Genomic DNA, 23,108 nt, shown 5'->3' on the forward strand with positions numbered 1-23,108 from the left:
CTGACTTTCCAGCAGTCGCAGGCTTTGAACCGCGACCTGGGCAACCGCCTGGCGGCCCTGGGCACCCAGGCGCATGACGGCACCGGGTTATGGGTCAGCGCCATCGGCGCTTCAGGCACCTTGCGCGAGAGCGGTTATGCCAGCGGCGACACCTCCTTGTGGGGCGGGCAGTTCGGCGTCGACACCCGGCTCGGTGCCGCCACCATCGTTGGCGCGGCGCTGGCGTATGCGGACAGCAAGGCCAGCTTCGACCGGCTGGGCGGCCAGTCCAAGGGGCACAGCACCGGCGTTTCCCTGTATGGCCGCCATGCATTTGGTGCGGACGGCTGGTATGTAGCGGGACGGGCCGGCGCAGCCAGCATCGACAGCACGGTGACGCGCAGCGCGGTGATCGGCAATAGCGAGCAGAACCTGGGGACCAGCCACAGCGACAGCCTGTGGTCGGCTTATGCGGAAGGCGGTTATGTGCTGCCGTTATCGAGCGACATGCGGCTGACGCCCTACGCTGGCCTGACCTACGACCGTCTCAAGCGCGGCGGCTTTACCGAAAGCGGCGGCGTGTTCGGCTTGACGGCGGAGAGCCAGGCTTACAAACAGACGGCGGGTTTGCTGGGTGTGCGGGGCGACAGCAGTTTCCAATGGGCTGGCGGCTTGAGCGTGCTGCAGGCCTACGCGGCGTGGCAGCATGCGTTCAGCGACGGCAGCCTGGATTTCGGGGCGGCGTATGTGGGAGCGCCGGCGGCGCGTTTCACGGTGCAGGGGATCGGTTTGGCGCGCAGTTCGGGCTGGGCCGGTCTGGGCTTGAGTACGGCGGTCGATAGCCGTTGGGGCTGGTACTTGAACTACGATGCGCAGCTGGGCAGCGGCGGCTTGCGCAACAGTGTGCTGGCGCTGGGGCTGCGCTTCAGGCTTGATTGAGATTGCTGGACTGCGCCCGACGGCAAATGCGGTCGGGCGCAGCGTGTGTTTTACTCCGCCTGCACTGGCGTCAATACTTCGCGGCTGCCATTGGTCGCCACCGAAGAAACAATCCCCGCCGACTCCATCTGCTCCACCAGCCGCGCCGCGCGATTGTAGCCGACGCGGAATTGCCGCTGCACCGATGAAATCGAAGCGCGCCGGGTACGCACCACAAAAGCCACCGCTTCGTCGTAAAGCGGATCGGCTTCGACATCCTGGGTGTCGCCCAGCAGGTCCGCGCTGGCGCCTTCGGCAGGCACGCCGGCCAGGATCGCTTCTTCATATTCCGGCTCGCCGAATTGTTTCAGGTGCTCGACCACGCGGTGCACTTCGGCATCCGAGACAAACGCGCCGTGCACGCGTTGCGGATAACCCGATCCCGGCGGCAGGAACAGCATGTCGCCGTGGCCGAGCAAGGCTTCGGCGCCCATCTGGTCGAGGATGGTCCTGGAATCGATTTTGGACGATACCTGGAACGCGACCCGGGTCGGGATGTTGGCCTTGATCAGCCCGGTGATCACATCCACCGAAGGGCGCTGCGTCGCCAGGATCAGGTGGATGCCGGCGGCGCGGGCTTTTTGCGCCAGGCGCGCGATCAGCTCCTCGATCTTCTTGCCGGTCACCATCATCAGGTCCGCCAGCTCGTCGATGATGACGACGATCAGCGGCAGGGTGGATAGCGGTTCCGGCGCATCAGGGGTGAGCGAGAACGGATTGCTGACTTTCTTGCCGCGCATTTCGCCGTCGCGGATTTTCTGGTTGAAGCCGGCCAGGTTGCGCACCCCGAGCGCGGACATCAGGCGGTAGCGCTTGTCCATCTCGGCCACGCACCAGGTCAACGCATTCGACGCCAGCTTCATGTCGGTGACCACCGGCGCCAGCAGGTGCGGAATGCCTTCGTATACCGACAGTTCCAGCATCTTTGGATCGATCATGATCAGCCGCACTTCTTCCGGCGTGGCTTTGTACAGCAGCGACAGGATCATCGCATTGATCGCCACCGACTTGCCAGAGCCGGTAGTGCCGGCCACCAGCATGTGCGGCGCGCGGGCCAGGTCGGCGACTACCGGAGTGCCGGTAATGTCCTTGCCCAAGGCCAGCGTCAGGTGCGATGCTGAATCCTGGTAGGCCGGCGACTCCAGTATTTCCGACAGCCGGATCATCTGCCGCTTCGGATTGGGCAACTCAAGTCCCATGCAGGTCTTGCCTGGAATGGTTTCCACCACCCGGATCGATGTCAGTCCCAGCGCGCGCGACAAGTCTTTCATCAGGCCGACGATCTGGCTGCCGCGCACGCCCAGCGCCGGCTCCACCTCGAAGCGGGTAATCACCGGCCCGGCGTCGGCGCCCAGCACTGTCACCGGCACCTTGAATTCTTTCAGGCGCTGCTCGATCAGCAAGCCGGTTTCCGCCAGGCGTTCAAGCGGAATGTCGACCTGCTCGTTGACAGCCGGGTCCAGCAAGTCGAGTCCCGGCAAATCAATGCGCAGCTGATGCAGCGGATGAAATGAAAAATCCTCTTCGTTGCTGCCGGCAGGCGGTGCGGAGGCTACGTTCGATACCAGCGGAGCTGGTGCAACTTGCTGAACTGCCGCCCTGTCTGCGGCAGCGTAGGCTGGCGCGGTTTCCGGCGGCACGGGCTGCGCCGGCCGAAGCTGCGGGTTTGTCGGAACAGGATCAGGCAGGACGGCTTCCTGACGGATGATATTGATCGGGGCAATCGGCTCGGCAACCGCAGGTACGGGCGTCGTTGCCAGGGGCGGCGCCGGCGCACGCGCCGGTGAGGAATTTGCCGGTTCGGCCACGGATGCGCCGGACTGCGCTTCGACAGCATGCACATGCTGGTTGACCGGCTTGGGCGCCGCCGGCATCGGGGCTTGTACGGCGATGGGTGCGCGGGCCGGCGCAACAGGAGCGGGGCGGGTGCTGATTGTGGTGGTCAGCGGCGCGGTGCGATGCTGGCCGCGTTCTGCCTGGCGCGTATGCATCGCGTCTTTGCGCGCGTTGCTTGCGGCCCGCACTGTGTCGGCACGCGCGCGCATTGCCGGAGTCGGGATGATTTGTTCGACCGTGGCCCATTCCGCCATGCTTCTGGAGCTGGTTTTCATGTCAGCCGGCTTGGCAAGGGGCTTCTGTTGCTTGCCAAAGATTTCAGCCAGCTCGGAGCTGGAAGGCAATTGCCAGGATTTTCTGCTGCGCGGCGGGATGGCAATGCTTTCGCGCGGCCGCGCCTGCCTGGATACGGATTGGACCGGTGCGGCGGCAGCGCTGATACGCGGCTTGCGCGGCTCGGGCGACGTTTCCGATTGCTGTTTTTTAACCGGGAAGATCCGCTGCAGCAGAGGCAAGGCGACGATTGGTTTCAGCCATGCGCTGCCAAACAGCCACGATAACGCCAGGGCGCCGAGCGCCGCCAGCGCCAGCACGCCGCCGGCTGTGCCCAGCACGCTCATGAAGCCATGGGCCAAGGCATAACCCAGCCGGTCGCCGTCGGGCGGCGTCGATTCGCGCGTGCGCATGACGGCTTCCAGGGCGCTGCTGCTGCAGAGTATCAGGAGCGTGCCTAGCCACAGGCGGATGGAGCCCGGGCCGCGCAACGGATTCGTGCCTGTCCGGCGCGCCTTGAGCACACGTAAAACCATAGGGACAAGCCACAGCAAGGACCATCCGAACCAACTGAAAACTGCTATATGCATACTCAAATTCAACGAAAAATCGACGTCCGGAAATCTAGATGTTTGCGCAAATCATGATGCGGCAGGGCAGGCCTCGCGATTTGCCCGGAGCAAAGAAGGCCTGATCGCGTTTGTGGGACGCCCTTAAATGAAAGTAGGTGATATTAACCGAAAAGCATCAGGCTTTCCCGCCCGGTTTGCCATCCGCGGCTCCGGGTTTCCATGGCCAATTTCACAACAATGTTACAACTGCCGGCGCCAAGGTTTGTAACTTTCCCGCAATCCCTTTGTAACAAATTTTTTCAGCCTTGAAGCGGCGAATCCAGGGCGAATGCTGCAAAGCACAACAAATGCCGGCAAATTACGCGATCGAACTACTATTTCAGTGTATTTATTTATTCGATATTGTGCTTTTACGACATTTCTGGCGTTTTTTGACAACACGCTGTCGTAAATTTGTAACGCAATATGACTATTTGTAACTCGGCCGAATTATTTGTAACAAAAAATATTATGTTTAGGATAGATTAACACCGCAATGTCTTGGTGCATGGCAATAGCCCGTACCGGAAGACATTGCGTTGCCGTTGTCCGCGATGCATACAAGCGAAACGAATGACGGCAATCCCTGGGGAGCCAGATGATGAAAAAGCCGTCGGGTACGTCGGTGGATTCTTAGGTTTGTCTGTCTGTACGGAATCGTGGCAGAGGTCAAAACGCAAGTTACGTCGTCCACAAGGCGATTTAATCAGTCTGGTTTGATTACACAAATAATTAAATTCTCAACTCTAAAATTATCGATAGGGAGTGTTGCTTATGATCAGGGAACGGAAGTTGCCACAGTTGCTGCGCCAGGTGTTTTTTACCGGCGGCGTCGCGATGGGTATCGGGCTGATGGCCCAGGCTGCGCAGGCGCAGGAGACAAACGACGACAAACCGATGGGACGGGTTGAAATCACAGGTTCCAACATCAAGCGTACCCAGCAGGAAGGCGCTGCATCGACGCAGATCCTGACCCGCAAGGATATCCAGCAATCAGGCAAGACATCGGTAGCCGATGTGGTTCGCAGCCTGTCAGCCGACAACAACGGCTCCATCAGCGGCTCATTCACCAACGGCTTCGCCGGCAGCGCCTCGGGCGTCTCGCTGCGCGGGCTGTCAGTCAACTCCACCCTGGTCCTGATCAACGGCCGCCGCACCGCGCCTTATGGCCTGGGCGATGACGGACAACGCAGCTTTGTCGACCTGAACACGATTCCGCTGGGCGCGGTAGACCGCATCGAAGTGTTGAAAGACGGCGCATCCGCGATCTACGGTTCCGATGCGATCGCCGGCGTGGTCAACATCATCTTGCGTGAAACCTACCAGGGTAAAACCATTTCCGGGACGCTGGGCACATCAGGCCACGGCGACGGCACCTTGCGGACGGCGTCGGGAACCTTCGGTTTCGGCGACCTGGATACCGACAAGTACAACTATTTCTTCAGCATCGACGCCAAGCAAAGCAACGCGATCTGGCAAAAAGACCGGCCGGAATACCTTGGCACGGCAGATGCCCGTCCATGGGGCGGCCGCGACCAACGCGCCGGCGGCACCACCAGCAGTAATACCGGCGGCAGCAGCATGGTCGGCACCGTACGTCCGGTCACCGCCGGCGGCGCTACCATTCCTGGCCGAGGCATCCAGAACCTCCCTGGCTGCACCAGCATCGATCGCAGCACCTCGATCAATTCCGGCGGCGGCTGCCTGTGGGATCCGATCAAGGGCGGCTACCAGGCGATTCAGCCGGAAACCCAGAACATCAACCTGTTCGGCCGCGGCACCCTGAAGATCGACAATGACATGCAAGCCTATACCGAACTTGGCTTGTTCAATTCTCAAGCGAAGACGATCACCACGCCGTCCGGCCTGACCAGTGCCGGTTTCGACCTGGTCAACAACCGCGTGATCAACACCGGCACAGGCCCCGGCCAGCTGTTGCTGCCTATCGGCCATCCGGACAATCCGTTTCCCGCCAACCGGGCTCGCCCACGCTGGGTCGATCCGAATCGTCCGCGTGCTTCCGACCTGGACACCACCGTCACCCGCCTGCTGGTTGGCGTGAAGGGTACGAGCTTCGGCTGGGATTACGACAGCGGCATCTTGTACGCACAGAGCAAGACTGAACGTACCCAGAACGGCTACTACCGCGCCAGCAACCTGCAGACGGCGATCAACAACGGTTCTTTCCGCATCGGCCAGGCCGGCGCGCTGAACAGCGCCGACACGCTGGCTTTCGTTTCGCCGGAACTGAAAAACTCGGCGACCACCAAGCTTGCCTTGTGGGATTTCAAGGGAACGCGCGAGTTCGGCCAGCTGCCGGGCGGACCGATCGGCATCGCGGTCGGCGGTGAATTCCGCCACGAATCCACCGACAGCGAAGCAACACCATTCACCGACATCAACGATATCGTCGGCCTCGGTTATGCTGCTGCCAAAGCTTCGCGCAACATCAGTTCCCTGTACACCGAATTGGCGCTGCCGGTCCTCAAGCAGCTGGAATTCCAGCTCGCCTTGCGTACCGACCAGTATTCCGATTTCGGCAACTCCACCACACCGAAGATCGGCTTCAAGTTCACACCGATCCAGCAACTGGCTATCCGCGGTACGTATGCGGAAGGGTTCCGGGCGCCAGGGCCGGCAGAAAGCGGCACCAGTGCGGTTTCGGCTTTCACCACCTTCGCGCGCGACCCGCTGCGTTGCCCTGTGACCGGCCTTTCCGCGGATTGCGCGGATGGCAAGAACGTCGGCGCGGTAACGGTCGGCAACAAGAACCTGAAACCGGAAAAATCGCAGAGCTACAGCCTGGGCTTCATCCTGGAACCGATCAAGAACACCAGCGTTTCGGTGGACTACTGGCGTATCGTCCGCAAGAATGAAATCACTGGCTCTGACGCTGCGTCGATCATTGCAGACCCATCGAAATTCCCTGATGCGACTGTAGTGCGGGGCGAACCGACTTCGGACTTCCCTGGCCTGGCCGGTCCTATCCTGCTGGTCAAGGCGCCGTATATCAATGCCGGCCAGACCCGCACCAGCGGCGTCGATATCGACCTGCGCAGCCGCTTCGACCTGAACTCCTACGGCCGCATGACTGCGGGCCTGACGGTTTCGCAAATGTTCGAGTTCAAGCGGACTACCAATGGCGTGACACAGAACTTCGTCGGCACGCACGGCGATACCAACCTGTCCGGCAACGGCGGCACGCCGCGTACCCGTGCTTCGGCTTCGCTGGCATGGGACCGTGGCCCGTTCAACCTGACTACTTCGGTCAACTATGTCAGCGGTATCGAGGACAAGAACGAAGCAGGCGGCGAATGCCTGGATGTCAATCCAGTCACCGGAGCTCCTTTGAAGAACTGCCGCATCGCATCGTTCACCACAGTCGACCTGTTCGGTCGCTGGAACGTCAGCAAGCAATGGGAAGTGACCGCAGCGATCGCCAACATATTCGATCGCCTGGCGCCGCTTGACGTGCAAACCTACGGCCGTATCAACTACAACCCGTCGCTGCACCAGTCGGGCGCGGTCGGCCGCTACTTCACTTTGGGTGCTCGCTACACCTTCTAAGCCTGGCAGCTAACTGATCGAAGCAAAAAACGCCAAGGAGGTTCGCTTCCCTGGCGTTTTTTTTCGGCCATCGATTGGCTTGCAAACATTTCTGAAGAACCGGATTTCCCGGGATCTTGCTGGCCGTCCTTGCGGCTGCCGGCAGGGCGCCGGCATGACTACAGCGGTCCGCAGGCAATGCTGCGGCCACACCCTGACTGGCAAGGATGACGACATGGATGAGAAAATTTCATCGCGCATGACTTCAGTTGAACCCGAGCGGCAAACAACCACGAATGCATGGATCAGCTTCGCCGCGGACCCGGCGCAGAAGGAGCGTTGCCTGGCCCGCCTGCGTGACGCCCAGCTCGGTCCCGACAACCAGCCGTCCGACTGCGCCGCCGGCGGCAAGCATCGCTTTACCGAGGAGCTAGGCATACCGGGAACGCTAGCCGTGATCATCGATGTGTTGTGCTGGCTGCGCCAGGCGGATGGAAAAACCAGCGCGCGTGAGCAGGCCATCGCATTGCTGGAAGCCATCCCGGTGGGCGCCGACCTCGGCGCCGTTCCCTATCGTTACGCACATTGGCTGCTGCATGACCGGCAATGGGGCATTACGCGCTATTGCCAGGCAGAGCCCTTGCTGGCGCTGGCGGCGCAAATGAAAGCGTTGCACGACAAGGAGCTTGCCGGCCTGGCGGCCGACGACGGCGAATGGCGCGCGCTTGGAGCGGGAGCCGTCGGCGCTGCCGGAGAAGCAGAAGAAGGAGACAGCCAGTACCTGGAGAACCTGCTTGGCTGCGTCGCCACTCCGTTGAGCCGGATCGATGCCGAGCAGATGGGGAAGTTGTGCGGAGGCGCTGCGTATTTTGCCGGAGAGCAGGCCAAGGACAGTTACTGGACAGACAGCGAACAACGCCAGCTGGACAGCCTGTATGACGATTTTCGGGCCAGCGTGGAGCAAACGCTTGGGCCGCGCCCGCCGGTACAGCAGGCTGCCGAGCTGAACGCCTGGCTCAGGCAAGAGCAGGCCATGGACACCGCATGGGAGAAGAAGATGCGGCGCCAGCAGCGGCTGCTATGGCGGCGCTGGGATGCGTGGGGAGAAAAGCAGGCGTCGCTGTATGCGGCGTTTAATGAGGTTGCCGTTGGCTTCTTGCTGGCGCAGTTCAAGCTGGCGCCGCGCAAGACGGTGTTTGCGCCCAGCCAGCAATTGCATTAGGCCGGTCGCCGGTTATCGGCAGGCCTGGAGCACGTGGTGCGCTCCAAGCCCATCGGTTTAGTGCGGGAAAGCGACGAGGCGCGCCTGTATCGATGAGGACAGGCTGAGCTCGAAGCGGCCGCCGCTTGGCAAGCCGCTGATATCGAACGACGCGCTGCCGTTCTGCAGTCCGCTGCCGAGCACGGTTTTAGCGCCGGCAGGCGAGACATACATCAATGACAGGAATGGCTCCAGCGCCGCGTTCCAGGTGATCGCCAGGCGTCCGCCCTGGACGGTCCAGGTGGCCGACGACGCCATCGCCTGGGTATTGGCGGCGGCTGCCTGGCTGGCGATTTTCAGGTTTTGCGCTTGCTTCGGCTGCTGCATGGTCTGCAGCTGGCCGTTGCGCAAGATTTCGATCGATGCAATCTCGCCGGGATTGGGCAGGCTGACCCAGAAATGGCTGGTCTCGCCGGCGGCATCGGCCACACCGACGGGTTCGAACGGCAGCTGGTAAGTCTGGCCGCTGCTGGTGTGCAGGCGCAACGCATAGATCGACCTGGCGGTCGCCGTATCGATTTCCACCTTGGCGGCGGAGGCGGCGGCCGGATGCAGCAGCACGCCTTGCGCAGTCAATTCTCCAGAGATGGTCAGGTAACCGTCCGGCGCCGCGACGCTGGCGGCCGCATTCAGGACCAGGGGCTGCGGGATGGCAGCGGTGCGCGATTCGGCAAACTGCTGGGCCCTGACGTAGCTGAAATCGGAGAACCATGTGCCGCCGCAGTAACCCATGACGTCTTTCATCTGGTTGTTGCTTGGCGTGAGCGGAGCGCTCAATACGCCCACCTGGGTGTCGCTGCTGTATGGACTGTTGTAGACCGCCAGCGAACTCAGGTCGGCTGTGGTGTTAGGGTAGGCCGGATCCGGGCTGGAAGCGCCGCCGCACGGAGCATGGCTCAGCGAATGGTTATGCCCCATTTCGTGCACCATGATAGCCTGCCATTGCGGCCATTTGTTATCGAACGGATCGCCCTGGCCGGCGCTGCTGGTCCAGTCCAGGCCAATCGCGGCGACCGCCGAACTGCTGCCCTGCGTGCGCACTCCGACATAACCCAGGCCTGCGATGAATGAAGAAGGGATCGGGCTGTACATCGGCACAAAGCCGTAATAGAAAGCGTTCGGGTCTTCATTCTTGCGCGCGGTTTCGAGTTGATTCAGTGCGCTCGACCAATCCATTGCAGTGGTGCTGGCGGCGCCGCTGACCACCAGCGGAGCGCGTTTTTGCACAACGATATTGCCGTACGCGTAAGGATAGACGCGCGCCAGCGCCGTCTGCACGTCCGCCAACGCCGGCGGCAAGACGCCGGTGGCGCTGCCGACCGTAAGCGGCACCAGCACCAGGCGCAGGCTGGCAGGCGCGCCGACGGTGGGCGATACGTCCTGGCTGGCCGGGCTGCTGTTGACGCCTGCCGCAACCTTGATGCTGATCTTGACGCCCGGCTGTACCCAGGCTGCGGGCAGGACCGCGTTGAAGCTGTTGTTCAAGCTGTAGTCGTCTTTCGCGGTAGGCAGGTTGGCCGGGCCGTTCATCGCCAGCACGCCCAATGCCGCGCCGGTACTGGTGCTGGCCGACAAATTCACTGACGGGCTCTTGGCGCCGGCTGCCGGTGCGAGCACCGTGGCGCGCACCAGCACAGGACGGCCCGGGGTCAGGCGCAGGGTCGGATCGGTGGAGCTCTTGTCGAACACGTGCGCAAAGTCGACGCTGCTGATCCAGAGCCCGACGCTGCCGGTGCTATCGATGGTGCCGGCATTGACGGCCGCCTGGCCGGGCGCTGTCAGCGTCACGGCGCCGCTGGTGCCAAGGCTCACCTGCAACACCAGCTGCGTGGCGCTGCGGCTGACAATGACAGCATTTGAAGCGCCGACTTTGGCGGCGCTCACGCTATCCAGGTTTGTTCCGGCCACGGTCAGCACAACCGTGCCTGCGCTGGCGGCGCTGAGCAACGAGGTCGCGGTGACTGTCGGCGCCACAGTGAATGCCGTGGCGCTGCGCACTTCCTGGTAACGATCGACCACTGTCAGCAGGCCGGACGCGGCGCCAGGCGGCACTGTAAACGTGACAGCGCTGTTGGAGACAGCCGATGCCGATGCAACAGTGCCATTGGCAAAGCGGACACTGGTCACCGCCGCCAGGCCGCTGCCGCTGATCGTCACGCTGCTGCCCACGATCCCGAGCTGCGGCAACATCGCAACAATCGATGCCTGCTGATAGCCGTTGATCTGGTAGGCGCTGTTGACCGGAGCGCCGCCGACGACCAGCGTCAGCGTCCCGGAAATCGCCTGGGCCGGCATAGTGAGGGTAGCGGCAGTGCTGGAGCTGGCGACGACCGCCAGATTGACGCCAGCTACCTGATAGGCGCTAACCCGGTCAAGGTTCTTGCCCTGAATCGTGAAATTGCTGCCGGCAACGACATTCGTGGCCGATACGCTGGTTACCAGCGGCGACGGCAGGCTGGAGGTGAAGCTGGCCGACGACTGTACCGAGAACCCTGCGCCCGACAGGGTAATGACTCCGCTGACGGCGCCATCAGGAACAGTGATTGCAATTTGCGTGTCGCTGACGATAGAGAAGGTGACCGCGGTCGAGCCGATGGTGACGGTGCTGACTTTCTGAAAGCCGGTGCCGTTGACGATCAGGGTAGCGCCTGCGGCTGCGCTCGAGGCAGACAGCGCGTTGATGCTGACCGCCGATGCCGCAACCGAGGACGGCCCGGTGGCGGCGCTGTCGCCCGATCCGCCGCCACCGCCGCAGCCGGACTGGCTGAGCATGGCGCCGATTAAAACCAGGGCAAGAAGACTTTTATTGATTTTCATTGCAACACACTGCCTTTGAGCTAAAGGGGTAGGACGGTTCAACTACTAGGGATGCCATGGCTCGCGGTGATGCGGGGGGAGCAAATATTGGCTTATGGAAATATCGGACGTGATTGTAGTTGGGAAAGAGGTTGGCCGTAAAGGGCTGCGGGTCAGGAAGCGGGGGAGGGAGTGATTTTTGCGAGACAGGGGGCGGGGAGCTTGCCGGGAATGACTTCGGATATCGTTGCTGGAGTTTGAATGGGAGACAGAGAGGACGTTGATAAAAACAAAAAGGCTCTCATGGTTGAGAACCTTTTTTCCTGCTGCGTTACTGGTGACGCCTCACTAGAGTCGAACCAGGAGCTGACTTCACAAACTCGATATCGTTTTGTGTGCCGTGCCTACAGTTTCCTGGTTGAGACTCGATGGCGAAAAATGGCGCGGAAGAGGCGGATCACTTGAAAAAACAAAAGGGCTCACATTACTGTGAGCCCTTTTGTAAGAATACGCAGAACTTCTTCCCACGATTTGGAGTTGCGTAATCGTGGTCCTAGTTCATTTACACCGTCATAAAGTTGCTTATGGCCGACGTCGAATCGGTTTGTCGTAATGACGATATGGCGTCGTTTGATTTTATCGCTTGGCAGTTCGGTTGACTGCAAGTTTAGTCGTCTCTCTTTCTGCAATTTTAAGCGGTCTCGGAAACGGGAGCGGCTGCTGCAATAGCGACGAAATGAACCCGTTGATCGTCGTGTCACCGCCTCCAAGATTGTTAAACACGCCGACCACTCTTGGCGTTATTAACGTCTTGGGGTCATATATTTTTGCTTTAATTGACGCAAGCGCGAGTATTGCATTTTGAATGGTGGATTCGCTAATTTCACCGGGCATTGGAATCAAACCGGAGATTTCTGGACCACTTACTCCTAGCGTCTGTATGACCAACGTGCCTGAAACTTGCCCCGCCTTAGCGGCCACCCCTAAAGCAAAAAGACTGCCGAGATCGAGGTCGGCCGATACGTTCTTGACCAGAATGTTTGCAGTAAGACGCAGGCCCACGCCGATATAGACTGGCACGACGACGTCAGCCTTTGATGCCTCTGACTCTGGAAGTAGCTTTGCGGTTCGGACTCCGTTATTGTTTGACACCGCGACACCGAAGGAATCGGTCCCGAATTTAATATAATCCAGAATTACCACATAGTTCTTACCTGACGCTCCAATTTTTGCGGGGCCGAAAGTAATTGCACCGTCCAAGGAGACCGTACCAACAGCGATTCGTATTGTTTCATCCGGCAGAGCGTCTAGAACCTTGGATTTCGGAATACGGAGATCTATAGGCAACGGGTCTAAAGGATGATAGCCATAATTGGTGCTGCTCTTTTGATCTTCCTGGGCGCTGTTTGCATTTTTCTTGTCCTTTGGAGGAGCCGCAGAACTAGTAGGAATCTTATCGCCCTGGTTGTCCGATGGGAGAGGGAACGATGTACACCCGCTAACGGCAAACACTACAACAAGCAGAAATAAAGCTCGCATTTCTATCCTCCCCGAGGTGATTGGATATAACGACTAACTTATAAAAGTTATTATTAAATTGATACCAATAAGAAAAATAGCTAAAACGTCATAGTGTTGTTTATACCAAGGTAACATGTTTCATTGGGGAAATGTTTTTTGTAATCGCTATCCAAAGACCGCTCGGAAGTTCTATTGCCGCTGATAGAGGCCAGGATGCGACTGCCCCTGTATTCCGCTAGATGCTTGCCCCTAATGGCGGAGAGAGTAAGGGAGGCTAGAGGATTGCGTAACCAGACCTTGATGCGATTGTTCTCGCTGGGAGCGCCTTTCTTTCTGGGCGTCACCTCCGCCGAATATCGGATAAGTGCGCTGCTGAGGGGCAATCTACCGGCCTCCCTTAGGGCATCCCCCAAACCTTGAAGCAGCAATTGCTCACGCTTGGAAGCCCTGAGGACCGCATCTGCCTTTGATTTGAATGTGCGTACTGCCTCGGGATAGCCTTTGATACGGACCCGCGCTTGATACTGCGAAGGGCCGCGTTTACGGATTTGTGCCATGCTAAAAGTCTCCTGGTTGGAGACCCAATGGCGCAAAAATGGCGCGGAAGTGGGCAAAACTGATAAAAACAAAAGGGCCCACATCGCTGTGAGCCCTTTATTTTCTTCGGTATTACTGGTGGGCCCCCCCAGAGTCGAACTGGGCACCAACGGATTATGAGTCCGCTGCTCTAACCAAGCATGAGCTAGGGGCCCAATTCCTTAGGGCGCTGCAGTGTCGTGCTCGTGGTCTTTGCGGATATCCGCTCAACCGCACTGCAGCATCTTAAAATCAATCCCGTATTATAGAAAAATACGTGGGCGAAAGGTAAAGGAATTATCGTGGATCATTCAAAAAAACACCGAATGATCCACGAATAATCTTAATTACCTTCGAGGAAGCTCTTCAGCTTGTCGGAGCGGGAAGGGTGGCGCAGCTTGCGCAGCGCTTTCGCTTCTATCTGGCGGATCCGCTCACGCGTCACGTCGAACTGCTTGCCGACTTCTTCCAGGGTGTGGTCGGTCGACATTTCGATGCCGAAACGCATCCGCAATACCTTCGCTTCGCGCGGGGTCAGCGAGTCCAGGATGTCCTTCACCACGCCGCGCATCGATGCATGCAGGGCAGCGTCGGCCGGGGCCAGGGTGTTGTTGTCCTCGATGAAATCGCCCAGGTGCGAATCGTCGTCGTCGCCTATCGGTGTTTCCATCGAAATCGGCTCTTTCGCGATCTTCATGATCTTGCGGATTTTATCTTCCGGCATTTCCATCTTGATCGCGAGCGTTGCCGGATCCGGCTCGGCGCCGGTTTCCTGCAGGATCTGGCGCGAGATGCGGTTCATCTTGTTGATCGTTTCGATCATGTGCACCGGGATACGGATGGTGCGCGCCTGGTCGGCGATCGAACGGGTGATGGCCTGGCGGATCCACCATGTCGCGTAGGTCGAGAATTTGTAGCCGCGGCGGTATTCGAATTTGTCGACGGCTTTCATCAGGCCGATATTGCCTTCCTGGATCAGGTCCAGGAATTGCAAACCGCGGTTGGTGTATTTTTTCGCGATCGAGATCACCAGCCGCAAGTTGGCTTCGGTCATTTCACGCTTGGCCATGCGGGCTTTTTTCTCGCCCGCGCCCATCTTCTTGTTGATGCCGCGCAGGTCAGGCAAAGGCAGCACGACGCGCGCCTGCAAGTCGATCAGGCGTTGCTGCAGCTCTTTCACCGCAGGCACGTTACGGCTGAGCACGGTGCTGTAGGCGTGGTTGCCGCTGACTTCGCCGTCGACCCAGTCGAGGTTGGTTTCGTTGCCTGGGAAAACCTTGATGAAATGCGGGCGCGGCATGCCGCACTTGTTCACCGCGACGTCAAGGATCTGGCGTTCGATCTGGCGCACTTCATCGACCTGGCCACGCAGGGTGTCGCACAATTTCTCGACGACCTTGGCGGTGAAGCGGATTCCCAGCAGTTCGTTCGAGATGATCTCTTGCGCCTTGACGTAAGGCTTGGAGTTGTAGCCTTCTTTTTCGAACGCCTTGCGCATCTTGTCGAACTGGGTCGAGATGGTCTCGAACTTGCCGAGCGCGTCGCGCTTCAGCTGTTCGAGCTGTTCCGCCGAGAAGCCGGCCGCGCCCGAGGTCGAGCTGGCGTCGTCTTCTTCCGCATCTTCTTCTTCCTCTTCCTCGTCTTCTTCGCTGTCGTCGTCGGCAGCAGTTGCTGCGGCGCTGGCGGTGGCGGCTTCGTCGGTCTGGTTGGGATCAACCAGGCCATCGACGATTTCGTCAATCTTGATTTCGTCCTTGCCGATCTTGTCGGCGGCCAGCAAGATCTCGGCGATGGTGGTCGGGCAGGCGGAAATTGCCTGGATCATGTCTTTCAGGCCGTCTTCGATACGCTTGGCGATTTCGATTTCGCCTTCGCGCGTCAGCAGTTCGACCGAACCCATTTCACGCATGTACATGCGGACCGGGTCGGTAGTGCGGCCGAAATCGGAATCGACGGTGGACAGCGCGGCTTCGGCCGCGGCTTCTGCGTCGTCGTCACTGGCGACGGTGGCGACGTTGTCCGACAGCAGCAGCGTTTCCGCGTCCGGCGCCTGTTCGTAGACGGCAATCCCCATGTCGCTGAAAGTACCGATGATGCCTTCGATGGCTTCCGGATCGATAATGTTTTCAGGCAGGTGATCGTTGATTTCGGAGAAGGTCAGGAAGCCGCGCTCCTTGCCCATCTTGATCAGGGTCTTGAGCTTTTGACGGCGCGCTTCGAGTTCTTCTTCGCTCGCTTCGGTATCGGACGAGAAGGCGTCTTTCAGCAATGCCTTTTCCTTGGCCTTGCGGTCTTTCGCCTTGGCCTTGTCGACCGCTTTCAGTTCAGCGCGTTCGACAGCATTGAGCGCCGCGACTTCGTCGTTTTCCGGCTGGAATTCTTTTGGCTTGCGACCACGACGTCCTGGCACCTTCACCGACGGCAAGATATAGCCGGAAGTATCAATCGCCGCCAGGGTAGCGGCATCCGTGGTTTGACTTACGCCTGATCCAATCATCACGCTGACGTCCGCCTTGACTGGAGCCGGTGCCGCATTTTTGGATGATTTGACGACTTTGAGTTGTGGTTTCTTGTTTGTCACAGGGGCTTTCGATTTCACAGATACTGGTTTTGCAACAGTTCTTGATGCTTTCGTGGTCGTTGCAGTTGCTTTAGAAACTACTTTCTTGCTAACGGGCTTCGCCGGCGTTTTGGATGAAGCAGCCGTTTTTTTAACGGGGGACTTCGAGCTTGAGGAAGAGGTGCTTACTTTGGCCTTGGCCGCAGCCGGCTTTTTAACGGAAAGTGTCAGGGATTTTGCTGGTCTCTTCATTGCATTCGCCATGGAATCAAATACCTCAAATACCAATTGGTTACACTGATTTGCGCGCCGCAGCTGCCTTTACTCTGTCCGTTTGAATTTTGATAAGCCTAAATCGCTGACAGAATCACTTGAGCGCCTGTTCTCTTGCTGCTGCTGTTGCCTTTGCTGCTTTCTTCACTACGTTCCTGCCCGTCTAAATCAATCTGGTGCTACTATCAATTCAACGCCCAATTCGGCTAAGCCTAAGGTGTTGAATCTAAAGCCTTTAATTATAGCATATGGAGGGCCTTTCCTCCAATGCGGACGGCCTTCCTGCGCAGTCCGATTTACGTGTTTTAGGTCGGCTTGACCATATTTCAAGCAATTTTCTAGCGTAAATTCATTTCGGCCTCGGCTTCGCGCCGCAACTGCTCCTGTTTTTGCATCAATTCCCGGTAGCGGTTGCGCGCATCGTCATTGCCAAGCCCGGTTGCCGCCAGCTGGTCGAGTTCTTCTTTCAATATCTTCATTTTAGTCTGGCGAATTGCACCCGCCAGTTCTAATCGCGCCGCTTCCGTTTCGGATTCCGATTCTGCTGCAATTTCGGCAATCAACGATTCAAAATCCTCGCCGCCTTCCCGCAGATGCTCGGCCAATGTTGCAAAATTGGCTTGTTCGCCCATCACATGGCTGGCGGTGATCAGGCGCGCCAGCATTTCTGCCCGGTCTGGCGCGAAATGCGCCACGGCGTCCAGCGCGGCATCGTCCAGTTCCGACGCGAACGCCGGATGGGCGACCAGCAAACGGATGATTTGCCGTTCCAGCCCGACCGGCGCCGGCCGGTTGCCGCGCGGCGGTGCGCGGCGCGCGCTGGCTATCGGCTTGGCCAGTTCAAACAAGGATTCGATTTCGTTCGGCGTCGATTGCGTCAGCTGCGCCAGGCCGCGCACGATTTGCAGCCGCAACGACGACGGCGGCATCAGCTGCAATAGCGGTTTGGCGTCGTATTGCGCCCGCGCGCGTCCTTCGGATGTGCTCAAATCGGCTTCGGCCGTGACTTCGTTCAGTAAAAACTGCGATAGCGGCATGGCGTCGTGGATCTGGCGCTCAAACGCTTCCGCTCCCATTTCCCGCACAAAGCTGTCTGGATCGTGTTCCTGCGGCAGGAACAGGAATTTGATGACCTTGTTGTCGGTCGCATGCGGCAGGCAGGCGTCCAGCGCGCGCCGTGCAGCTTTGCGGCCGGCGCGGTCGCCATCGAAACTGAAGACGACATGGTCGGTCTGGCGCAGCAATTTATGCACGTGGGTCGGCGTACAGGCGGTTCCCAGCGTGGCTACCGCTTGCGGGAACCCGAGTTGCGCCAATGCCACCACGTCCATATAACCTTCGGTCACCAGCACGTAACCCGCATCGCGGATCGCCTGGCGCGCCTCGAACAGGCCATACAGCTCGCTACCCTTCTGAAATAGGGGTGTTTCCGGCGAATTCAAGTACTTCGGCTCGCCGCTGTCCAGTACGCGGCCGCCGAAACCGATAACCTGGCCCTTGGTGTTGCGTATGGGAAACATGATGCGGTCACGGAAGCGGTCGTAGCGCTTGCGGTTGTTGCCTTCCTCATCCGTGCGGTCGATCACCAGGCCGGATTCGACCAGGGCGGTGGCTTCATAGTCGGGAAACACCTGGCGCAGGCTGTCCCAGTTGTCGGGCGAATAACCTAATCCGAACTTTGCCGCCACTTCGCCGGTCAGGCCGCGGCGTTTCAGGTAGTCGACGGCATTTGGCGCGCTGCGCAGGTGCTGCCGGTAAAAATCGCAGGCGGCGCTCATCGCATCCGACAGGGCCATGCTCTTGGCCTGGTATTCGGCGCGTTGCGCCGGCGGGATCTTGTCGTCGTTGTCCGGCACCGTCATGCCGACGCCTTGCGCCAGGTCTTTCACCGCCTCGACAAAACCGAGGCCCGAGTATTCGATCAGGAAACCGATCGCCGTGCCATGCGCGCCGCAACCGAAGCAATGGTAAAACTGCTTGGTCGGGCTGACCGTGAAGCTGGGCGATTTCTCGTTATGGAAAGGGCACAAGCCCATCAAGTTTGCGCCGCCCTTTTTCAGCTGGACGTATTTGCCCACCACGTCAACGATGTCGACGCGGTTGAGGAGGTCCTGGATAAAGGATTGAGGAATCACGCGGATTCGTCGGCAGGCGGCGCTTTTATCAGGCTATCGGACAATCAGGCTTTGCTCAGCGCGACTTTCACCAGCGCCGAAACCGCCGTCATGTCGGCGCGGCCGGCAAGCTTGGGTTTCAGTATCGCCATGACCTTGCCCATGTCCTGGGGGCCGCTGGCGCCGCTGGCTGCGACGGCAGCCGCTACTTCAGCCTGGATTTCCGCTTCTGTCAGGCCGGCCGGCATGTAGGCCGATAGGATAAGCAGCTCCGCTTTCTCGATGTCGGCCAGGTCCTGGCGGCCGCCGGCTTCAAACTGGCTGATGGAGTCTTTGCGCTGCTTGATCATTTTTTCGATGATGGCCAGCACGTGGGTGTCGCCCAGCTCGATGCGTTCGTCTACTTCTTTTTGCTTGATTGCCGCGGTGATCAGGCGGATGGCGCCGAGTTTCGCGGTTTCTTTGGCGCGCATCGCGGCCTTCATGTCTTCGGTGATCTGTTCTTTCAAGCCCATGCGGTTCTCCATTCGGTGGTGTTTTTCATCGGGAATCAGAAAAACAAAAATGCTGGATGGTGGTGCCGGCTGTGCGACGCTACCTGTGCGAAAAACGGCAAAACCCGCTGCGGAGCAACACCGGAGCGGGTTTGTAACGCAATTCAATCAGCCGCACTAAGTGCGATGAAGAATTAGTGCAAATATTAGTACAGTTTTTTCGGCAATTGCTGGCTGCGAATGCGCTTGTAATGACGTTTCACAGCAGCTGCCAGCTTGCGCTTGCGCTCAGCAGTTGGCTTTTCGTAAAATTCACGTGCACGCAACTCAGTCAGCAGACCTGTTTTTTCAATAGTGCGCTTGAAGCGACGCATCGCAACTTCGAAGGGCTCATTTTCTTTAAGACGAATTGTGGTCATGTAAATTCAAACCAAGTTTGTATAGGGAAGAACGAGATTATAGCCGGGAAAATGGATAAATGGAAGTGTTATCCCGGACCGGTTAAATACATTGCCGCTTATTTGCAACATCCCCGCTTGATTCCGTCATGCAGCCGGCGCGTTGCTGCCGTCGCCGGATAGCCGCATGGCGTTATTGCTAAATGGCAAGTCCTGCCGCGGTTGCCGACGCCCAGGCCCACTGGAAGTTGTAGCCGCCGAGCCAGCCCGTGACGTCGACCGCTTCGCCGACGAAATACAAGCCGGCTACCTGGCTGGACATCATGCTCTGCTGCGACAGTTCCCTGGTATCGATGCCGCCCAAGGTAACTTCGGCCTTGCGATAGCCTTCGGAGCCGCTGGGCCGGATCGCCCAGCGGTTGACGGCGTTGCCCAGTTCCTTCAGCAAGCGGTCGGGCGTGTCTGCCAGGCGCGCTCCCGGATCCAGCTTGCTGGCTTCGATGATGCCGTGCGCCAGCCGTGCCGGCAGCCATTGCGCGAATATGTTGCCAAGGTTTTTCTTGATCGACGTCTTGCCGTCAAGCAGCGCCTGCGTGACATCGATTTCCGGCAAGAGGTTCAGCTGCAGCGGCGCACCGCTTCTCCAGAAACTGGAAATCTGCAGGATCGCCGGCCCGGACAGGCCGCGATGGGTGAACAGCAGGTCTTCCTTGAATTCGCCGCGGGTCTTCTTGTCGCCGGTTTCCACCTCGACCGGCAAGGCAATCCCGGCCAGCGGCAGGAACGGCTGCCAGGCGGCGGCGTCGAAGGTCAGCGGCACCAGGCCCGGCTGCGGTTCGACCACCCGCAAGCCGAATTGACGGGCGATGCGATAGGCAAAGTCGGTGGCGCCGATTTTCGGGATAGACAGGCCGCCGGTAGCAATGACCACATTGCTGGCAAGTATTTCGCCGGCGCTGCTGTCGATCCGGAACAGGTCGCCGTTCTTGCCGATACCGGCGACGCTGCAAGGCATGCGCCAGCTGACGTTGCCCAGGTCGCACTCGGCTTTCAGCATGGCGATGACCTGTTCCGAAGAGTCGTCGCAAAACAGCTGGCCCTTGTGCTTTTCGTGATACGCGATCCGGTAGCGCTTCATCAGGCTGAGGAAATCCTGCGGGGTGTAGCGCGACAGGGCGCTTTTGCAGAAATGCGGATTCTGCGACAGGAAATTCTGCGGCCCGGCGTTGATATTGGTGAAGTTGCAGCGGCCGCCGCCCGAAATGCGGATTTTTTCCGCGAGCCTGGCGGCATGATCGATCAGAACAACTTTTTTCCCACGTTGTCCGGCTACCGCGGCGCACATCATGCCCGCGGCGCCTGCGCCGATGACGGCGACATCAAATTGTTTTTGCATCGATCTTGATTAAATAGATATTGAAAGCTATTGGAAGTACGGCGGGGGCGCTTGCCCCATCCACAGTTCCGAAGACAGCCGCATCATGTCATTGAGCGAACCGCGCTCGGTAAAAGTCTGCCGCAGCCAGGCGGCATCGCTGAGGCGATCTTCCGCCATGTGGCGCAAGCGCTTGATGGTCAGCTGCTCGGCTTCGTTCTGAGTATACCGCTGTAAATCCTGCAGGTGGTCCAGCAGGTGCTGGTAGATCGGCAGTTTCGACGAGGTGGCCGGGGTGTTGCCGTGCAACGCCATGGAGCCGTTCAGGCCGTAACGGCTGGCTTCGAAGCGATTGTACTGGTACAGCAGGTAAAAATCGTTGGTGATGACATACGGTCTTTCAGTCAGGATCCAGCGCGCCAGCAGTTGCGCATAGCATCCCAGGTGCGCCGCGTGTTCGATCGTCAGCGGGGTGTCGCAGACGCGGATCTCAACGGTGCCGTATTCCGGCTTGGGGCGGATGTCCCAGTAAAAATCCTTCATGCTGGCGACGATTCCCATGCGCAGCAATTCATCGTAATACGATTCGAAATCGCTCCAGCGGGTCAGCGTAGGGGCGGTTCCCGACAGCGGAAACGCGCGCACCACGTTGCTGCGCGAGGATTCGAACTTGGTGTCGGCGCCTTGGTAAAACGGCGAGGCGGCCGACAGCGCAATGAAATGCGGCACGAAACGCGAGAACGCGTGGGTCAGGTACAGGGCGTCGTCGCCGTTCGGCACGCCGACATGGATATGCTGGCCGAAGACGGTGAATGTCTTGGCCAGGTAGCCGTATTTTTCATGCAGGTGGTAGAAGCGTTCGCTCGGCGTAATCCGTTGTTCGTTCCAGTGCTGGAACGGATGGGCGCCGCCGCCGGAGACGTCGATGTTCAGGTATTGCGCGCCGCGGTTCAGCGCCGCGCGCAGGCCTTTCAGCTCCTCGACCAGGTGGTCGACCCGGGTGTGCACGTCGGAATTGAGCTCGATCATGCCTTGCGTCATTTCCAGCTTGATCTGCTTTTGCAGGTCGCGCGGTTCGATCCAGGTCAGCAGGTCGACCGCATCGCTGGCCAGGTTGTAGTTGCGGCGGTTCACCAGCTGCAGTTCCAGCTCGATTCCCATCGTAAACGGGGCCGAACTGGTAAACGGCAAGATCTCCGCTGTTGCTGCGCCGCTCGGTGCAATGCCGCCTTGGGTGTTTTCGGTCATGGGTTCACCTTTAATTCATAGCCTTATTCGCGTCCGCTTTCGCCCGACCTGATCAGGGCGAACTGGGTCGCTATCGGCCCCAGCAATTCCAGGACGATCAGGCAGCCGGCCAGCAACGGCAAGACTTCGGCAGTGGTATTGGGATAGAGGTAGGCGGTGGTTTGCATCAGCCCCAGTCCGGCCTCCGTCATGGGCAAGGTGCCGAGGGTGATCAGCGCCGCCTGTTTCCATTTCATCTTGGCAAAGTGCGCAAACGAAAAGACGCCGCAGGCCATGGCCAGGAAGCGGGCCGCGATGAGCACTGCGACCGAGGCGCCCACCATCGACAGGTCGGACAGGCGGATCGAAGCGCCCATCGTGACAAACAGCATCACGATGAACAATTCGTTGGCGACGCCGAACTCCAGTTCCATCAGGTCATACTGGTGATCGAGGTTCTTCGACATGATCGCGAAAATCAGCATGGTAAGCAATATCGGCAGCTGCAGTGCGTGCGCGGCGCCGATCGCCAGGGTGATGACGGCGATCACCAGCACGAACTGGCGGCTCGGCTGGCGGCCCAGCAGGCGCGCCAGAGGGATCATCAGGCGGTAGGTCAGGTACGCCAGCACCAGCGAGCCGCACAGCGAATACAAGGTGTGGGCCAGCAGCGTGCCGAAGGGCGCGGCGCTTTCATGGGCGACGACAGGCAGCAAGGCATATGCCGCCAGCAGGGCGACAAAATTATTCAGCGCCGTCATGGCGGCAAGGCGGCGCGTCACCTGGCCTTCGGCCTGGAGTTCGCGCACCACCACCATGACTACCGCCGGCGCGGTGGCGATGGCAAGCACGCCGCCCAGCAGCGCCGGCACGCGCGCAGTGCCGAACCAGATCAATGCGCCGCTGACGAAGGTGAAACACAATACGGCGCTAAGGACGACGGTCGCCAGCAGCCATTTTTCGCGGCGCAGCCAGCCGATGTCGACATAGCGGCCCAGCTGATATACAACCAGCGCCATCGCCATGTCGGCAAAGATGTTCGCCAGCTTGAGCACGTCGCCGGAAAGCAGGTCGAGTCCGCCCACGCCAAGCAGGAAGCCGACGATCAGGTAGCCGGTAATGCGTGGAAACCAAGGGTTTTTCGTTACTATATGGCCGCCCACTAGCCCGAACAGCAGCAAGCTGCCGAACAGTAACAGCGCATTCCATTGGATGGGCTGTGCTAGCGCAAAGGGCGGAAGAGTCCAATCCATGGATCCTCCAGAAAATTAGTCTTGCAGCAAAAGACGC

The 23,108-nt window shown here is 59.4% G+C and carries 15 protein-coding genes and 1 tRNA gene; 4 read left to right on the forward strand and 12 right to left on the reverse strand.

The window, feature by feature from the left end; translation table 11 throughout:
- Positions 1–918: autotransporter outer membrane beta-barrel domain-containing protein (locus tag AC07RZ_RS02605; RefSeq protein WP_494666785.1), on the forward strand; the 918-nt coding region annotated here is incomplete at its 5' end.
- A 50-nt stretch (positions 919–968) separates the two neighbouring features.
- On the opposite strand, the gene AC07RZ_RS02610 is transcribed toward AC07RZ_RS02605, so the two are convergent.
- Positions 969–3,656 (reverse strand): DNA translocase FtsK, encoded by a 2,688-nt coding sequence (locus AC07RZ_RS02610; protein WP_494666786.1) that lies wholly within the window; start codon positions 3,654–3,656, stop codon positions 969–971.
- 795 nt (positions 3,657–4,451) lie between these two features.
- Here AC07RZ_RS02610 and AC07RZ_RS02615 point away from each other — a divergent pair.
- On the forward strand, positions 4,452–7,244 hold the full coding sequence (locus tag AC07RZ_RS02615; RefSeq protein ID WP_494666787.1) for a TonB-dependent receptor: 2,793 nt from the start codon (positions 4,452–4,454) through the stop codon (positions 7,242–7,244).
- 154 nt (positions 7,245–7,398) lie between these two features.
- Positions 7,399–8,445 carry a hypothetical protein gene (locus tag AC07RZ_RS02620; protein ID WP_494666788.1) on the forward strand — a complete coding sequence of 349 codons (1,047 nt, stop codon included), beginning with the start codon at positions 7,399–7,401 and terminating at the stop codon, positions 8,443–8,445.
- A gap of 57 nt (positions 8,446–8,502) precedes the next feature.
- Here the strand turns inward: AC07RZ_RS02620 and AC07RZ_RS02625 are convergent, their stop codons facing one another.
- The 5 genes from AC07RZ_RS02625 to rpoD all read right to left on the reverse strand — a co-directional run bounded on the left by AC07RZ_RS02625 (position 8,503) and on the right by rpoD (position 15,958).
- A complete protein-coding gene (locus AC07RZ_RS02625; RefSeq protein WP_494666789.1) occupies positions 8,503–11,301 on the reverse strand; it encodes an IPT/TIG domain-containing protein in 2,799 nt (932 codons plus the stop codon).
- Positions 11,302–11,916: 615 nt separating this feature from the next.
- Complete coding sequence (locus AC07RZ_RS02630; RefSeq protein WP_494666790.1) at positions 11,917–12,819, reverse strand: hypothetical protein; 903 nt, start codon at positions 12,817–12,819, stop codon at positions 11,917–11,919.
- A gap of 80 nt (positions 12,820–12,899) precedes the next feature.
- Positions 12,900–13,358 carry a hypothetical protein gene (locus tag AC07RZ_RS02635; protein WP_494666791.1) on the reverse strand — a complete coding sequence of 153 codons (459 nt, stop codon included), beginning with the start codon at positions 13,356–13,358 and terminating at the stop codon, positions 12,900–12,902.
- Between the two features lie 116 nt (positions 13,359–13,474).
- A tRNA-Ile gene (locus tag AC07RZ_RS02640) sits at positions 13,475–13,553 on the reverse strand.
- Positions 13,554–13,720: 167 nt separating this feature from the next.
- Positions 13,721–15,958 carry an RNA polymerase sigma factor RpoD gene (gene rpoD / locus AC07RZ_RS02645; RefSeq protein WP_092397702.1) on the reverse strand — a complete coding sequence of 746 codons (2,238 nt, stop codon included), beginning with the start codon at positions 15,956–15,958 and terminating at the stop codon, positions 13,721–13,723.
- Here rpoD and AC07RZ_RS02650 point away from each other — a divergent pair.
- The gene (locus AC07RZ_RS02650) at positions 15,891–16,238 is read left to right on the forward strand and encodes a hypothetical protein (RefSeq protein ID WP_175500993.1); all 348 of its coding nucleotides are present in this window, start codon (positions 15,891–15,893) and stop codon (positions 16,236–16,238) included. The genes rpoD and AC07RZ_RS02650 overlap by 68 nt on opposite strands.
- 310 nt (positions 16,239–16,548) lie before the next feature.
- Here the strand turns inward: AC07RZ_RS02650 and dnaG are convergent, their stop codons facing one another.
- From dnaG to AC07RZ_RS02680, 6 genes are all read right to left on the reverse strand, one after another.
- Positions 16,549–18,345 (reverse strand): DNA primase, encoded by a 1,797-nt coding sequence (gene dnaG / locus AC07RZ_RS02655; RefSeq protein ID WP_494666792.1) that lies wholly within the window; start codon positions 18,343–18,345, stop codon positions 16,549–16,551.
- Between the two features lie 44 nt (positions 18,346–18,389).
- The gene (locus tag AC07RZ_RS02660) at positions 18,390–18,839 is read right to left on the reverse strand and encodes a GatB/YqeY domain-containing protein (protein ID WP_092397768.1); all 450 of its coding nucleotides are present in this window, start codon (positions 18,837–18,839) and stop codon (positions 18,390–18,392) included.
- 185 nt (positions 18,840–19,024) lie between these two features.
- Positions 19,025–19,237, reverse strand: coding sequence for a 30S ribosomal protein S21 (rpsU, locus tag AC07RZ_RS02665; RefSeq protein WP_005665410.1), 213 nt, complete (start codon positions 19,235–19,237; stop codon positions 19,025–19,027).
- A 178-nt stretch (positions 19,238–19,415) separates the two neighbouring features.
- Positions 19,416–20,612, reverse strand: a complete 1,197-nt coding sequence (locus AC07RZ_RS02670; RefSeq protein WP_494666793.1) for a BaiN/RdsA family NAD(P)/FAD-dependent oxidoreductase — start codon at positions 20,610–20,612, stop codon at positions 19,416–19,418.
- A gap of 27 nt (positions 20,613–20,639) precedes the next feature.
- Entirely contained in the window at positions 20,640–21,839 is a 1,200-nt protein-coding gene (locus AC07RZ_RS02675; protein WP_494666794.1) for a YbdK family carboxylate-amine ligase, read from the reverse strand.
- Positions 21,840–21,862: 23 nt separating this feature from the next.
- Positions 21,863–23,071 carry a cation:proton antiporter gene (locus AC07RZ_RS02680; protein WP_092397692.1) on the reverse strand — a complete coding sequence of 403 codons (1,209 nt, stop codon included), beginning with the start codon at positions 23,069–23,071 and terminating at the stop codon, positions 21,863–21,865.
- Between the last annotated feature and the right edge of the window lie 37 nt (positions 23,072–23,108).

It is taken from the genome of Collimonas sp. GW821-FHT07E08 (genome assembly GCF_059418905.1).

Coding starts and splice junctions, on each gene's coding strand:
- AC07RZ_RS02680 (WP_092397692.1), bottom strand. CDS start 23,071: ATGGATTGGACTCTTCCGCCCTTTGCGCTAGCACAGCCCATCCAATGG.
- AC07RZ_RS02660 (WP_092397768.1), bottom strand. CDS start 18,839: ATGGGCTTGAAAGAACAGATCACCGAAGACATGAAGGCCGCGATGCGC.
- AC07RZ_RS02625 (WP_494666789.1), bottom strand. CDS start 11,301: ATGAAAATCAATAAAAGTCTTCTTGCCCTGGTTTTAATCGGCGCCATG.
- AC07RZ_RS02630 (WP_494666790.1), bottom strand. CDS start 12,819: ATGCGAGCTTTATTTCTGCTTGTTGTAGTGTTTGCCGTTAGCGGGTGT.
- AC07RZ_RS02675 (WP_494666794.1), bottom strand. CDS start 21,839: ATGACCGAAAACACCCAAGGCGGCATTGCACCGAGCGGCGCAGCAACA.
- AC07RZ_RS02615 (WP_494666787.1), top strand. CDS start 4,452: ATGATCAGGGAACGGAAGTTGCCACAGTTGCTGCGCCAGGTGTTTTTT.
- AC07RZ_RS02620 (WP_494666788.1), top strand. CDS start 7,399: ATGACTACAGCGGTCCGCAGGCAATGCTGCGGCCACACCCTGACTGGC.
- AC07RZ_RS02610 (WP_494666786.1), bottom strand. CDS start 3,656: ATGCATATAGCAGTTTTCAGTTGGTTCGGATGGTCCTTGCTGTGGCTT.
- rpsU (WP_005665410.1), bottom strand. CDS start 19,237: ATGACCACAATTCGTCTTAAAGAAAATGAGCCCTTCGAAGTTGCGATG.
- AC07RZ_RS02635 (WP_494666791.1), bottom strand. CDS start 13,358: ATGGCACAAATCCGTAAACGCGGCCCTTCGCAGTATCAAGCGCGGGTC.
- AC07RZ_RS02670 (WP_494666793.1), bottom strand. CDS start 20,612: ATGCAAAAACAATTTGATGTCGCCGTCATCGGCGCAGGCGCCGCGGGC.